We start from the raw sequence: 13,354 nt of genomic DNA on the forward strand, positions 1-13,354 counted from the left end.
CTCGAGCGGAACTTGCCCTTCTCCCTACGCTGCTGCGGAGGCGGTGTGCTGCTCCTGGTGGCCACGGGGGCCTCTATCACTGTCACGGATTGTCCTCAATCGACGCGGTCACGGTGTTCGGTGTGAACGGGCCGCCCGCGCGGCGGGCGGCCCGGATGGTGCTGGGTGTTACTTGACGGTGAAGCCGCTCTTCTTCATGTCGGCCGTGGTGATCGTCTGCATTGCCGCGATGGCGTCGAGGAATGCACTCTTCTTCCTCGCGTCGGCAGCCTTGGCGAATTCGTCGTTGTACGCGCTATAGGCGACGTTGACGTTTGGTCCGTAGCTGAACGGGGTCACGGTCTGGGCGACCTCGGCGGCCACCTCATAGAAGTCGGGCTGGTTATTGAAGAACTCCGGCGGCGCCGTGAGCGCGGAGGCGGCGGCATCGACGTTGGCGGGGTAGATGCCCGTCGCGGTGACGAGCGCCTGCACTGCGTCGGGGTCGGTGTTCAGCCAGGTGGCGAACTCGGTGGCGGCTTCCTGGTGTTTCGACTGCGTGGTAACCGCGGTCGAGGAGCCACCCCAGTTGCCCGTGGCGGGCGCCGAGGCGTCCCACTGTGGCATGGGTGCGGCCATCCAGAGACCGGCGGTGTCCGCGGCGTTGCCCGCCAGGACGCCGGGTGCCCAGATGGCGCTCAGCCAGCCGACCTGTTCGCCGCTGTTGAGGCCGGCGTTCCACTCGGGCGTGTACATCGGCTTGTTGTCGATGACTCCCTCTTCCACGAGGCCGCCCCAGTAGCCAGCGACCGTCTTGGTGGGGGTCTCGTCGATGTTGACGCTCCAGGACTCGCCATCGATGCCCCACCAGGAGGCACCGGCCTGCTGCGCCATGCCGGTGAACCAGCCGGCGTCATTCGACGAGAAGGTGCCCAGGTACTTGGCCGGGTCGGAGGCGTGCACGGCGCGCGCCACTTGGGCGTATTCGTCCCACGTGGTGGGAACGGCCAGGCCGAGCTGCTTGAGGATGTCGGCGCGGTAATAAAACATCATCGGCCCGGTGTCCTGCGGGATGGCGTAGACGGCGTCGGAGCCGAGAGTGACGGAGTCCCAGACGCCGACGGCGAATTCGTCCTCCACGTCATTGGCGCCTAGCTCGGAGATGTCGGCGAGGGCGTCGGAGGAGACCAGGGTCGGGATCTTCTGGTACTCCGCCTGGATCAGGTCGGGAGCTCCGCTGCCGGCCTTGATGGCCGTGAGAAGTTTGGTGATGGCCGGGTCGCCGCCGTCCTGCTTCTGAACCGTAACCTGGATGTCCGGATTCTCGGCGTTCCAGGTGTCGACGACCTGGTCGAGGTTCGGGGCCCAGGCCCAGTAGTTGAGCTCGACCGGCCCGGAGTCACCGCCCGCGGCATCCGTTAAACAACCTGCCATGAGCAGTGTTGCGGCGGTGGCCAGGGCCACCGTCCCGATTCGTATCGACGTGCGCATTCGTCCTCCTTGAAGAAAGCTGGTGCTGTGAGTTGGCGCCCGCGGCATCGTCGCGTCAAAACTCGACTCTGACTGTGAGCGGTACTAGTCACGCACACAATCATATTCGTTGTCAACACGCAGATAAATTTACGCATCCCAGATGTTCCTGTGCTAAAACTGGGAGCGCACACAGTAAAAAGGAGATCCAGACCAATGCCGATCGAGACCGCAGTACCCACGCTCCCGTCAGCGACGAACCGCTGGCTGAAGGGCACGAACCGACTGCGCTACGGCGGCGATTACAACCCGGAGCAGTGGCCGCGGGAGACCTGGCTCGAGGACGTGGCGCTGATGCAGCAGGCCGGCATCAACCTCGTCAGCGTCGGGATCTTCTCCTGGGCGCTGCTCGAACCGCGCGAGGGGGAGTACGACTTCGGTCTGCTCGACGACATCATCGGGCTGCTGCACGAGGCCGGAATCGACGTCGACCTGGCCACCCCCACGGCCGCGCCACCGGCCTGGTTCTGGAAGAAATACCCGGATTCCCGGCCCGTCACCCGCGACGGAATCACGCTGGGCAACGGCTCGCGTGGCCTGGTCAGCCCGTCGAGCCCCGACTACCGCCGGGCAGCGGCGGCGATCACGGAACAACTCGCCCGCCGGTACGCGAACCACCCCGCGCTCGTGCTCTGGCACGTGCACAACGAGTACGGCGCCCCGATCAGCGATTCCTATGACGACCACTCCGTCGCGGCCTTCCGGGTGTGGCTGCGGAAGCGCTACGGCACCCTCGAAGTACTCAACGAGCTGTGGGGCACCACGTTCTGGGGACAGGTCTATGGCGAATGGGACGAAATCGACGCCCCGCGCCAGTCGGCCTCGGTGAGCAACCAGGCCCAACGCCTCGACTTCCACCGGTTCACCTCCGACGCGCTGCTGGAGTGCTACATCGGCGAGCGCGACGTCATCCGCCGGTTCACGCCCGATATTCCCGTGACCACCAACTTCATGGCAACTAATTGCCTCTCTGCCGACTATTGGCGGTGGAGCAGGGAGGTGGACATCGTCTCGAATGATCACTATCTGGTCGCCGAGCGCGCCGACAACCACGTGCTCCTGGCGATGGATGCCGACCTCACTCGGTCGCTGGCTGGCGGAGCGCCGTGGATCCTGATGGAACACTCAACCGGGGCTGTGAACTGGCAGCCGCGCAACATCGCCAAGCGGGCGGGTGAACTAGCCCGAAATTCGCTCTCCCACCTCGCGCGTGGTGCGGACGGCATTCTGTTCTTCCAGTTCCGGGCCTCACGCTTTGGCGTGGAGAAGTTCCACTCCGCCATGCTGCCGCACGCCGGCGCCGAGACCCGGCTGTGGCGCGAGGTCCTGGCGTTGGGCCAGACCCTCGGCGCGTTGGAGCCCGTGCGCACCTCCCGCGTGCGCGCTCGGGTCGCGTTGCTCTGGGACACCGAATCGTTCTGGGCGCAGGACTTGGAGTGGCGCCCCAGCGTCGAGCTGGGCCACCGCGAGCGCGTCGAGGCCTTCTACACAGCGCTGTGGGACCGCAATGTGACGGTGGACTTCGCTCACCCGACCGCCGACCTCGGCAGCTACGACCTCGTGATCGCCCCAAGCCTTTACCTGGTTGGCCCGACGGCCTCCGCCAACCTCACCGCGTACGTTCGGGCAGGCGGCCACCTGGTCGTGTCGTACTTCTCCGGCATCGTCGACGATAACGACACGGTCTACCTCGGCGCCGCTCCCGGCGCCCTGCGCGAGGTGCTCGGCCTGTGCATCCCCGAATTCCTGCCACTGCACGAGAACGAAACGGTTACCCTCAGCGACTCCCGCACCGGCACCCTGTGGGCCGACGACATCGCGGTCTCCACGGCCGAGGTGCTGGCCCGGTATCTGGACGGCCCGGCCAAGGGCGGACCGGCCATCACCCGCAATGCTTTCGGGGCCGGCTCGGCCTGGTACATTTCGACCCGGCTCACCGGCGCCGACCTCGATTCCCTAATGCTCGACGTGCTCGACACGGCAGGTGTCGATGCCGCCCCCGGCATCGACGGCGTCGAGAGGGTCACCCGGTCGAACGACACCGGCGATTTCCTATTTCTGATCAACCACACGGATGCCGACCGGCCATGCCCGGCCGTCGGCACCGAGCTCCTGACTGATGCAGTCGTGACCGGAACCGTACTGGTCCCCGCCGGGCTCACCCGGGTTGTACACCACTCCCGGTAGCACGGCGCGACAGCTGCCACCGCTTCACCAGCCGCACGGCCACGGCCACACTGGCCAGTACCGCGGGAACGAGCAGATTGAGACCGGCGAGAATGAGGAGGCCGACCGTGAGCACGACCGACACGACGGCCAGCCACCAGCCCAGCGTGTGGCGGTCGAGCAGACGCACGGCCGCGATCATGCCGAGCACATGATGGCCACCATCGAACTCGTGTGGATCAGGATGAACGCCCCGAGGTAGACGTTGAGCACTCCGACGGCCGCGACAGCGGCAATCACGGCGACGAAAACCGGACCGACGCCGGGCGCGTTCGTTGCGACCAGCTCGAGCGGCGCAACCTGCCCCCGCCCCGCGGCCCGGCCCAGAACGGCGACGGTCACGTACTGCAGGGCCAGGTAGGCGATGCCGACCAGGACGAGGGCGACCGCCGTGGCGAGGGGGGTGACCCCTCCGGGGTTCGTGAACTCCGCCGCGATGTGCGTGCCGACCTCCTAGCCCGCGAAGGCCCACACGAACAGGCTGATCGCGGTGCCGACGCCGCCCCAGCCCTGCGGCAGGAACGGTACAAAGTTGCCGGGGTCGGCAACCGGGAACGCCAGTACCACCACGCCGACAACGACGAACAGGAGCGCTCCGGTGAGAAGCAGCTGCACCGCACCGGAGGCGCGCAGGCCGAGGTAGTTCGACCAAAAAGCGGAATGAGAATCAGGAACACGACCCACGGCACCGCCGATGGCCACGACGTACTCGGCCCCGAGCACCGCGACCACCGGCCCGCCGAAACCGACGCCGAAGAAGAACGAGTACCCGGTCGTCCGTGCCCAGGTCGGGCCGAGGGCCCGGCGCACATAGCTGGCGACGCCGCCAGGGTCCGGATAGCGGGCCGCCGGGGCGGCGAACGTGCTGGCCACCGGGATCGACAGAAGAGAGACGAACACCGCGACCAGCGACGCCGGCCCGGCCGCAGTGCCGGCCAAGCCCGGCAGCGCGAGAATGCCGGCGCCGAGCACCGCCGCGATATACGGGGCCGTGCCCTGTACCAGGCCGAGGCTGCCGGCTCGGGCCAGCGCGGCATCCGTCGCCGGCACAGCCGGTTGCAGGAACAGCCGGTTGCAGGAACAGCCGGTTGCAGGAACAGAGCCTGAGAGGAAGTGGTCATCTGACCGTGCTGCCGCACCGGGGGTACGGCGGAAATGGCAAAGAAAAGACACACTCCGTGCAAAAACCGTCAGGCTCGAGGAGTGAGTCCCAATCGGAGCGCGGTGTCCTGTTCCGAACCAATTCGACGGAGATTGTGGTGTAAAACCGTCTTCTGGGCGTGTTTCCTGCTGATCCTGGCAAAATCTCCGTCGAATTCGTTCGAAGCGGAGGTAATCTCCCTGAGCCGCGATGCCGCATCAGCCAGGGCCGCCGCGGCTGTACGGACCTGTCCGCCTAGACGGCCGCGAGCGCCCGGTCGATGTCGTCGATGAGGTCGGCAACGCCTTCGATGCCCACGGACAGACGGATGATGTTGTCCGCCACTTCGAGTTCGGTGCCGCGAACCGACGCGTGGGTCATCTCGGAGGGGTAGTTGACCAGCGATTCCACGCCGCCGAGCGATTCAGCCAGCTGGAACAGCTGCGTGGCCTCGGCGAAGGAACGCGCAGCGGCCGCGCCGCCCGCGAAGGAGATCGACAGCATGCCGCCGAAGCCGCTCATCTGCTTCTTCGCCAGCTCGTGGCCCGGGTGCGTCGGCAGGCCGGGGTAGTAGACCCGGTCGATCGCCGGGTGGCCCTGCAGGTGCTCGGCGATCGCCTGGGCGTTGCTGCAGTGGCGGTCCATCCGCACCGAGAGGGTCTTGATTCCGCGCACGGTGAGCCAGGCATCCATCGGGGCCGAGACGGGGCCGGCGGCGAACTGCAGGAACTGGGCCTTCTCGGCGAGCTCGTCGTCGTTGATGATCAGGGCGCCGCCGAGCACGTCGGAGTGGCCACCGAGGTACTTCGTGGTGGAATGCACGACGACGTCGGCCCCCAAGGCCAGCGGCTGCTGCAGCGCGGGCGAGGCGAACGTGTTGTCCACAATCACGGTCACGCCGAAGCGGTGGCCGATCCGGGCCAGAGCGGCGATGTCGCAGACCTTCATCAATGGATTGCTGGGCGTCTCCACCCAGAGGATCTTCGTCTCGCCCGGGATGATGGCCTGTTCGACGGCGGCGAGGTCGCTCATCTCCACGGTGGAGTTGAGGATGCCCCAGGCACCGTGCACCCGGTTGATCAGCCGGTGCGTGCCGCCATAGACGTCGTTGCCGAGCACGATGTGGTCGCCCGGTGCGAGCAGCGCGCGCAGGATGGTGTCCTCCGCGGCGAGCCCGCTGGCGAAGGAGAGGCCGTGCTTTCCGCCCTCCAGCGCGGCCAGCAGGGTCTCGAGCACGGTGCGGGTCGGGTTGCCGCCGCGGCTGTACTCGTAGCCGCCGCGCAGGTGGCCGATGCTCTCCTGCACATACGTGGACGTCTGGTAAATGGGCGGGATCACGGCGCCGGTCGTCGGGTCGAATTCCTGCCCCGCGTGGATGGCGATGGTGTCGAAGTTTCGTGTGCGAGCCATTGATTCGTCCTTAGTCATGCTGTTCAGGCGCTCAGGTAGGTGAGCAGGTCGTGGCGGGTGATGACGCCGAGGGGTTTGCCGCCGTCGGTGACGAGGAGCGCATCGTGGTCGGCGAAGGCGGCGCGCGCGGCCGCGACGGGCTCGTTCACCCCGATCAGCGGGAGGGAGTCGGCGACGAACTCGCCGACGCGGTCGGCCAGTTTCGCTTCGCCGGAGAAGACGAGTTCCATCAGCCGGCGTTCGTCGACCGCGCCGACGACCTCGCCCATCACCACCGGGGGCTTTTCGGTGAGCACCAGCACCTGGGAGACGCTGGCCTCGGTCATGACTCCGATGGCGTCGTGCACCGTGGCGCTGGGGTGCACGTAGACGAACGGCGGCAGGGCGCCGGTCTTGGACGAGAGCAGGTCGCCGACCGTGTGCCCGGCGGGCGCGTTGCTGAAACCGTAGCTGCGCATCCAGCCGTCATTGAAGATCTTGCCCAGGTAGCCGCGCCCGCCGTCGGGCAGCAGCACGACGATGGTGTCGTCGGCGCCGAGGGTTTTCGCCGCGCGCAGGGCGGCGACGACGGCCATGCCGCTCGAACCTCCGACCAGAATGCCCTCTTCGAGGGCGAGCCGGCGGGTCATCGCGAAGGAGTCGGCGTCGGAGACGGCGATCACCTCGTGCACGACCTCCGGGTCGTAGGCGCCCGGCCAGAAGTCCTCGCCCACGCCCTCGACCAGATACGGCCGGCCGGTGCCACCGGAGTACACCGAGCCCTCCGGATCGGCGCCGATGATGCGCACGCTCTCTCCCGAGACCTCGCGCAGGTACCGTCCGGTACCGGTGATGGTGCCGCCGGTGCCGACGCCCGCGACGAAGTGGGTGATCGTGCCGTCGGTGTCGCGCCAGATCTCGGGCCCGGTCGTCTCGTAGTGGCTGAGCGGGCCGTTCGGGTTGAAGTACTGGTTGGGCTTGAAAGCCCCCGGGATCTCCCGGGCCAGCCGGTCGGACACGCTGTAATAGGAGTCAGGGTGGTCGGGGGCGACGGATGTCGGGGTCACCACAATCTCCGCGCCGTAGGCCGTGAGCACGTTGCGCTTGTCCTCGCCCACCTTGTCCGGCAGCACGAACACGCACTTGTAGCCGCGTTGCTGGGCAACGAGAGCGAGGCCGACGCCCGTGTTGCCCGAGGTCGGCTCGACGATGGTGCCGCCGGGAAGCAGGAGGCCGTCCCGTTCGGCGGCATCGATGATGCGCACCGCGATGCGGTCCTTCGCGGAGCCGCCCGGGTTCAGGTACTCCAGCTTGACCAGCACGGTGGCGCTGACGTCAGCCGTCACCTTGTGCAGCCTGACCAGGGGGGTGTCACCGATGAGGTCGAGAACGGTGTCGGCAATTTTCATCGAGAGTCCTTCATCGAGGGTTCTTCGTCACGGATTCGAGCCGGGTCAACTCTATCGGCGTGAGCGGAGTGGGTGCCGTGGGCGTCGGCGAGGTGACCTGCTCCGAGTACAGCCGCGCGTAGACGCCATCGTCTTTGAGCAGTTCGGCGTGGGTGCCCCTCTCTACGATCCGGCCGGCGTCGACGACGAAGATGACGTCGGCGGACACGATGGTCGACAGCCGGTGCGCGATGGCGATGGTCGTACGCCCGCGGGAAGCGGTGTCCAGGGCCGCCTGAACGACGCGCTCGGAGATGGCGTCCAGGGCGCTGGTGGCCTCGTCGAGGATCAGCACCTCGGGGTCCTTGAGCAGCACCCGCGCGATGGCGATGCGCTGCTTCTCGCCGCCGGAGAGCCGGTAGCCGCGCTCCCCCACCAGGGTGTCGTAGCCGGCGGGGAAGGATGCGATCGTGTCGTGGATACTCGCCGACCGGGCCGCGGCCTCGAGCTCGGCATCCGTCGCCTCCGGTTTCGCGTAGCGGAGGTTCTCGGCGATGGTCGCGTGGAAGAGGTAGGTCTCCTGGCTGACGATGCCGATGTGGGAGACGAGGGACTGCTGCTGGAGGCCCTGCACCTCGACGCCGGAGAAGAGTACCCGCCCGGCCGAGGCCTCGTAGAAGCGCGGGATGAGATAGGACACGGTGGTCTTGCCTGCCCCGGACGGGCCGACGAAGGCCGCGAACTGGCCCGGCTCGATCGTGAAGGAAACGTCGTCCAGGGTGGGGCGCGATTCCGCGCCGGCATCCGGGTAGGCGAAGGTGACCCCGTCGAAGGCGACCCGGCCGACGGCCTCGCCGCGGGCCGGCACGGGGGCGGCGTCGGGGGCGTCGCGGATCGCGGGCCGGAGGTCGAGGTACTGGAAGATGCGGGCGAACAGGGCGCTTGAGGTCTGCAGGTCGAGGGCAACGCGCATCAGGCCGAGCAGCGGGAACAGCAGCCGTGACTGCACGGTCGTGAAGGCCACGATCGTGCCCGCCGTGATGTCGGTCGTTCCACTGCCCATCAGCAGACCGGCCACGAGGTAGACGATCGCCGGGATGCTGGAGAGGAAGATGCTCACCGTGGCGAAGAACCACTGGCCGCTCATCTGCTGGCTGATCTGCAACTCGACCTGGTTGGCATTCTCGTCGGCATACCGATGGATCTCGGTCTTCTGGCGGGTGAAGCTTTTCGAGAGCAGGATGCCGGATACGCTCAGCGTCTCCTGCGTGATCGCCGTCATATCCGAGAGCGACTCCTGCGTCCTGGACGCGATGCGGGCCCGCACCTGGCCGACTCGGCGCTGGGCAAAGACGAGCACGGGCATCAGGATGATGGCGACGATCGCCAGCTGCCAGCTCAGCAGGAGCATCGCGACGAGCGCCGCGATCACGGTCACGACGTTGCCGAGCAGACTGGAGATGGTGTTGGTGAGCACGCTCGCGACGCCGCCGACATCGTTCTGCAGCCTGGATTGGATGACGCCCGTCTTCGTTCGAGTGAAGAAGCTCAGCTCCATCGCCTGCAAGTGGGTGAACAGCCGCACCCGCAGGGCACCCATCACCGAGTTGCCGACCGTGGCGGTGAGCCAGGCCTGCCAGACGCCGAGCAACTGCGTCCCCAGGTAGATGGCGATCATCACCCCCACGAGCACGGCGAGACGCTGCACGTCCGGGCTGCCGCCGGGCGGGAAGAGCCCCTCGTCGAAGGCCCGCTGCACGAGCAGGGGCGGCACGACGGAGAGCGCCGCGCTGATGAATACGAGAACCACGGTGACCGTGAGCTTCGCGCGGTGCGGCGCGAACAGGCCGATGATCCGGCGAAGCAAATTCGGGATGCGCGGGGCCTCGGCGTTCTCGGCCCGCTGCGCCACGACATCCGCGCCACTGACCCGCCCCCGTCGACCGCCGCCGCCACCGTGCATTCCACTCATGAATTCACTCTAAACTCCCGCGCGGCACACAAATGTGCCCGTTCCGAACACCGGCGGCCCGGGTGGGCGCCAGCGGCGGAACGGGCACAGTCGCTGATGCGGCTAGCCCTTCGTCGAACCGGCCAGCAGGCCGCGCACGAAGTAGCGCTGCAGGGAGAAGAACACGATCAGCGGAACCAGGATCGAGATGAACGCGCCGGCCGTGAGCAGGTGCCAGTCCTGGCCTCGGGTACCGGTGATCTCGGCTAGCAGCTTGGTCATCGGCGCCACCGCACCGTCGGCGAAGATCAGCGCCACGAGCAGGTCGTTCCAGACCCAGAGGAACTGGAAGATGGCGAAGGATGCGATCGCCGGCATGGTCAGCGGCAGCACGATGCGGAAGAAGATCTGCCCGTGACCGGCGCCGTCGACCCGCGCCGCCTCGATGACGTCGGCGGGAATCTCCGACACGAAGTTGTGCAGCAGGTAGATGGCGAGCGGCAGGGCGAACATCGTGTGCGCGATCCACACCTGCGAGTAGCCGCCGGCGTCGCTGATCGAGGAGACCACCGGGAAGCCGAAGACCTCACCCCGCGAGAAGAACTGCAAGAGCGGCACGAGGGCCATCTGCAGCGGAACGATCTGCAGCGCGAAAACCGCGATGAACAGCACGTTCTTGCCGCGGAAGTCGATCCAGGCGAATGCGTAGGCCGCGAGGCTGGCGATGATCAGCGGCAGCAGTGTGGCCGGCAGGGTGATCGCGATCGAGTTGATGAACGCACCGGCCAGATTCAGCTGACTGTTGCCGGCCTGGAGCACATCGCTGTAGTTGTCGATGGTCAGACCCCAGTTCGAGAAGAGCGTCCACCAGCCGGTGGTGCGTACTTCCTGCGCCGGGCGGAAGGAGGAGACGAAGAGCCCGAAGGTCGGAACGGTCCAGAGCACGGCGATCACGAGCGCCGCGATCGTGGCGCCTCGGCTGGTCAACCGCTTCTTGGTGCGCTTGGCCGCCGCGAACTCCTGACGGCGCTCGCCTCGGCGAGTTTGGCTCTTGGTGTTCTTGTCGACGGGGAGCTCAACCGGAAGAATCGCGCTCATCGGATTTCCCTCTGCTTCTGAATCTGGCGGGCGTTGTAGACGACGATCGGGAGCACGAGCAGGAACAGGATCACGGCGAAGGCGGCGGACCGGCCCTGCTCGAAGTTCTTGAACTGCGTGTACATCTCGTTCGCGATGACGCTGGTGTCGTTGGCGCCTGCGGTCATGGTCCGGACGATGTCGAAGACCTTGAGGGAGGCGATGGAGATCGTCGTCAACACGACGACGAGGGCGCCGCGGATGCCGGGCACCGTGACGTTGGTGAACTTCTGCCAGGCGTTGGTGCCGTCGAGTTCGGCGGCCTCCATCTGCTCGGCAGGCACGCCCTTGATGGCGGCGGAGAGCACGACCATGGCGAAGCCGGTCTGCACCCAGATCAGCACGACGATCAGGAAGACCGTGTTCCAGGGTGCGTTGGCGAGGAAGTCGACGGGCTGGCCGCCGAACCACACCACAACCTGGTTGAGCAGGCCGATCTGGTTCTGGTCGGCCGGCCGGGCCGTGTAGACGAAGCGCCAGATGATGGACGCCCCGACGAAAGAGATGGCCATGGGCATGAAGACCATGATCTTGAAGTACTTCTCGCCGCGGCTCTTGTCGATGAAGACCGCATAGGCCAGGCCGGCGATCGTAGACACGAGCGGAGTGATGAGCACCCAGACGATCGTGTTGAGCACCGTGCGGATGGCCTCCGGCTGGGTGAACACCCAGACGAAGTTGTCGAGGCCGATGAACTCGGTTCCGCGGGAGTTCATGAACGCCTGCACCGTGGTCTGGATGGTCGGGATGATGAGTCCGACGATGAGGAGCAGGATGGCCGGAGCGAGGAAGCCGAAGAGCTGGAAGAGGTAGCCGGCGCCGGAGCGTGAGCGGTAGTCGACGATGAAGAAGACTCCGCCGAGCACGGCGGCCGCGGCGATGGCCCACCAGTATGATCCCGCGGCGAGCAGGATGAGCAGCGGGGCGGCGACGCAGACGGCGAGACGGATGACGGTGTAGCCGGTGCCCTTGCGCGGGGCTATCTCGACGACGAGCAGGATCGCGGCCACCAGGGCGACGAACGCGAGGATGATGATGGGGACTTGGACCAGGGGCGGCAAGTCAGCCAGCCAGGCAAGGAACGCCGACATATGAAACCTCTCGAATACGACTGCGGGCTCACAGTTTGCTGGTGGGGCGGAAAACTACCGCCACGGTACACCAGCAGGGGAGTGCGGGTCGCCCCTTTTCAGGAGGACGACCCGCACGGTTGTGGTGCTGTTAGATGAGCTGGTTCCGAATTGAACTAGCTGGAGGGCCAGCCGGCTTCGATGCTGGTGAGAACCTCGTCGGTCGGGGCTCCGTTGATCCAGTTGACCATTCCCTTCCAGAAGGTGCCGGCGCCCACGGAGCCGGGCATCAGGTCGGAGGCGTCAAAGCGGAAGGTGGTCTCCGGGTCCTGAAGGATCTTGATGGCTTCCTGCAGGATGGGGCTCTTCGCGTTGGCCGGGTCAAGACCCGAGTTGGCGCTGATGACTCCACCGAGGCTCACCCGGCTATTAGCCCAGTCGTCGCTGGAGAGGTACGTCTGAACGGCCTGGGTGTCGGCGTCATCCGCGAATGCGGCGACGATCTCGCCACCACCGGTCACGGCCTGGCTGCCGGCCTCTTCGGCCGGGGTGATGAAGGCCCAGACGTCACCGTCGGGACCGACCTCTCCGCCGGCATCCGTGATGAAGCCGTCGAAGAAGGATGCCTGGTGGTGCAGCGCGCAGGTTCCTGCGGCGAGCGGCGTGGCCACGTCACCGAACGGGGTGCTGTTGATCGAGCGGACATCACCGAACGTGGCGTTGACGTTGGCAGGGTTCAGCAGGATCTCTCCGACGGAGTCGAAGGCGGCCTTGATTGCGGGGTCCGTGAACGGGATCTCGTTGGCAACCCACTTGTCGTAGGTCTCCGCTCCGGCCTGACGCAGGACGAGGTCTTCGACCCAGTCCGTGCCCGGCCAGCCGGTGGCGTCGCCCGAGCCGAATCCGGCGCACCACGGGGCGCTGCCGGTCTTCTCCTGGATGGTCTTCGTCACGGCGAGGAGTTCGTCCCAGGTCTCGGGAACTTCGACACCCCACTCGGTGAACTTAGCCGGGGAGTACCAGATGAAGCCCTTGACGCTGGCCATCAGTGGCGCGCCGTAGAACGTGTCCCCGACGGTGCCGTAGGCCTTCCAGTCCTTGGACCAGAACTCGTCGACGTTGTCTTCGACGGCTTTCGGGGCAGGCTTGAGGAAGTCGCGGCTGGCAAGGTCGGCCATCAGTCCGGGCTGCGGGAAGATCGCGATGTCGGGAGCACTGCCACCCTGGGCGCGGATGGCGATCTGAGCCTCGAACTCCTTCGACGCCTCGTACTGGATGTCGATGTTGTTCTCTTCTTCCCAGGCAGCCCAGGACTTCTCGAGGAGCTTGGCCTCGGTGTCACCGATGGTGCCGTAGACGGAGACGACGCCGTCGCCTTCAGCTCCGGAGTCGGTGTTCGTGCTGCCGGGGCCACCGGAACAGCCGGCCAAGGTCAGACCGGCGATCGCCGCAATGGCAATGGGTGCTGTGATTCGGCGGTGGAATGACCGCATTTTTCCTCCTCGTTGAGTTTGATGAAGATGCGCCGGGGATATCCCCGGAC

Annotated in this window: 11 protein-coding genes; 1 reads left to right on the forward strand and 10 read right to left on the reverse strand. The window is 66.6% G+C overall.

Features of this window, described 5'->3' with window-relative positions:
• Window positions 1-168: 168 nt before the first annotated feature.
• Window positions 169-1,470 (reverse strand): extracellular solute-binding protein, encoded by a 1,302-nt coding sequence (locus tag E3O28_RS05585; RefSeq protein ID WP_134415385.1) that lies wholly within the window; start codon window positions 1,468-1,470, stop codon window positions 169-171.
• Between the two features lie 195 nt (window positions 1,471-1,665).
• On the opposite strand from E3O28_RS05585, the gene E3O28_RS05590 reads away from it, so the two are divergent.
• A complete protein-coding gene (locus E3O28_RS05590) occupies window positions 1,666-3,696 on the forward strand; it encodes a beta-galactosidase (protein ID WP_134415386.1) in 2,031 nt (676 codons plus the stop codon).
• Here the strand turns inward: E3O28_RS05590 and E3O28_RS05595 are convergent.
• The 9 genes from E3O28_RS05595 to E3O28_RS05635 all read right to left on the reverse strand — a co-directional run bounded on the left by E3O28_RS05595 (window position 3,668) and on the right by E3O28_RS05635 (window position 13,304).
• The gene (locus E3O28_RS05595; RefSeq protein ID WP_134415387.1) at window positions 3,668-3,886 is read right to left on the reverse strand and encodes a hypothetical protein; all 219 of its coding nucleotides are present in this window, start codon (window positions 3,884-3,886) and stop codon (window positions 3,668-3,670) included. The genes E3O28_RS05590 and E3O28_RS05595 overlap by 29 nt on opposite strands.
• Window positions 3,874-4,077 (reverse strand): hypothetical protein, encoded by a 204-nt coding sequence (locus E3O28_RS05600; RefSeq protein ID WP_134415388.1) that lies wholly within the window; start codon window positions 4,075-4,077, stop codon window positions 3,874-3,876. The genes E3O28_RS05595 and E3O28_RS05600 overlap by 13 nt, the downstream gene beginning before the upstream one ends.
• A gap of 111 nt (window positions 4,078-4,188) precedes the next feature.
• Window positions 4,189-4,785, reverse strand: a complete 597-nt coding sequence (locus E3O28_RS05605; RefSeq protein ID WP_166784754.1) for an amino acid permease — start codon at window positions 4,783-4,785, stop codon at window positions 4,189-4,191.
• A gap of 346 nt (window positions 4,786-5,131) precedes the next feature.
• Entirely contained in the window at window positions 5,132-6,286 is a 1,155-nt protein-coding gene (locus E3O28_RS05610) for a cystathionine gamma-synthase (protein ID WP_104100779.1), read from the reverse strand.
• Between the two features lie 23 nt (window positions 6,287-6,309).
• Window positions 6,310-7,674, reverse strand: coding sequence for a cystathionine beta-synthase (locus E3O28_RS05615; RefSeq protein ID WP_104100778.1), 1,365 nt, complete (start codon window positions 7,672-7,674; stop codon window positions 6,310-6,312).
• A gap of 10 nt (window positions 7,675-7,684) precedes the next feature.
• Entirely contained in the window at window positions 7,685-9,625 is a 1,941-nt protein-coding gene (locus E3O28_RS05620; protein ID WP_104100777.1) for an ABC transporter ATP-binding protein, read from the reverse strand.
• Between the two features lie 102 nt (window positions 9,626-9,727).
• The gene (locus E3O28_RS05625; RefSeq protein ID WP_104100776.1) at window positions 9,728-10,702 is read right to left on the reverse strand and encodes a carbohydrate ABC transporter permease; all 975 of its coding nucleotides are present in this window, start codon (window positions 10,700-10,702) and stop codon (window positions 9,728-9,730) included.
• Entirely contained in the window at window positions 10,699-11,832 is a 1,134-nt protein-coding gene (locus E3O28_RS05630; RefSeq protein ID WP_134415390.1) for a sugar ABC transporter permease, read from the reverse strand. Before E3O28_RS05630 ends, E3O28_RS05625 begins: the two co-directional genes overlap by 4 nt.
• A gap of 155 nt (window positions 11,833-11,987) precedes the next feature.
• A complete protein-coding gene (locus tag E3O28_RS05635) occupies window positions 11,988-13,304 on the reverse strand; it encodes an ABC transporter substrate-binding protein (protein WP_104100774.1) in 1,317 nt (438 codons plus the stop codon).
• Window positions 13,305-13,354 lie beyond the last annotated feature (50 nt).

Source organism: Cryobacterium sp. TMT2-14, from assembly GCF_004402465.1.
GTDB classification, from domain to species: Bacteria; Actinomycetota; Actinomycetes; order Actinomycetales; family Microbacteriaceae; genus Cryobacterium; species Cryobacterium sandaracinum.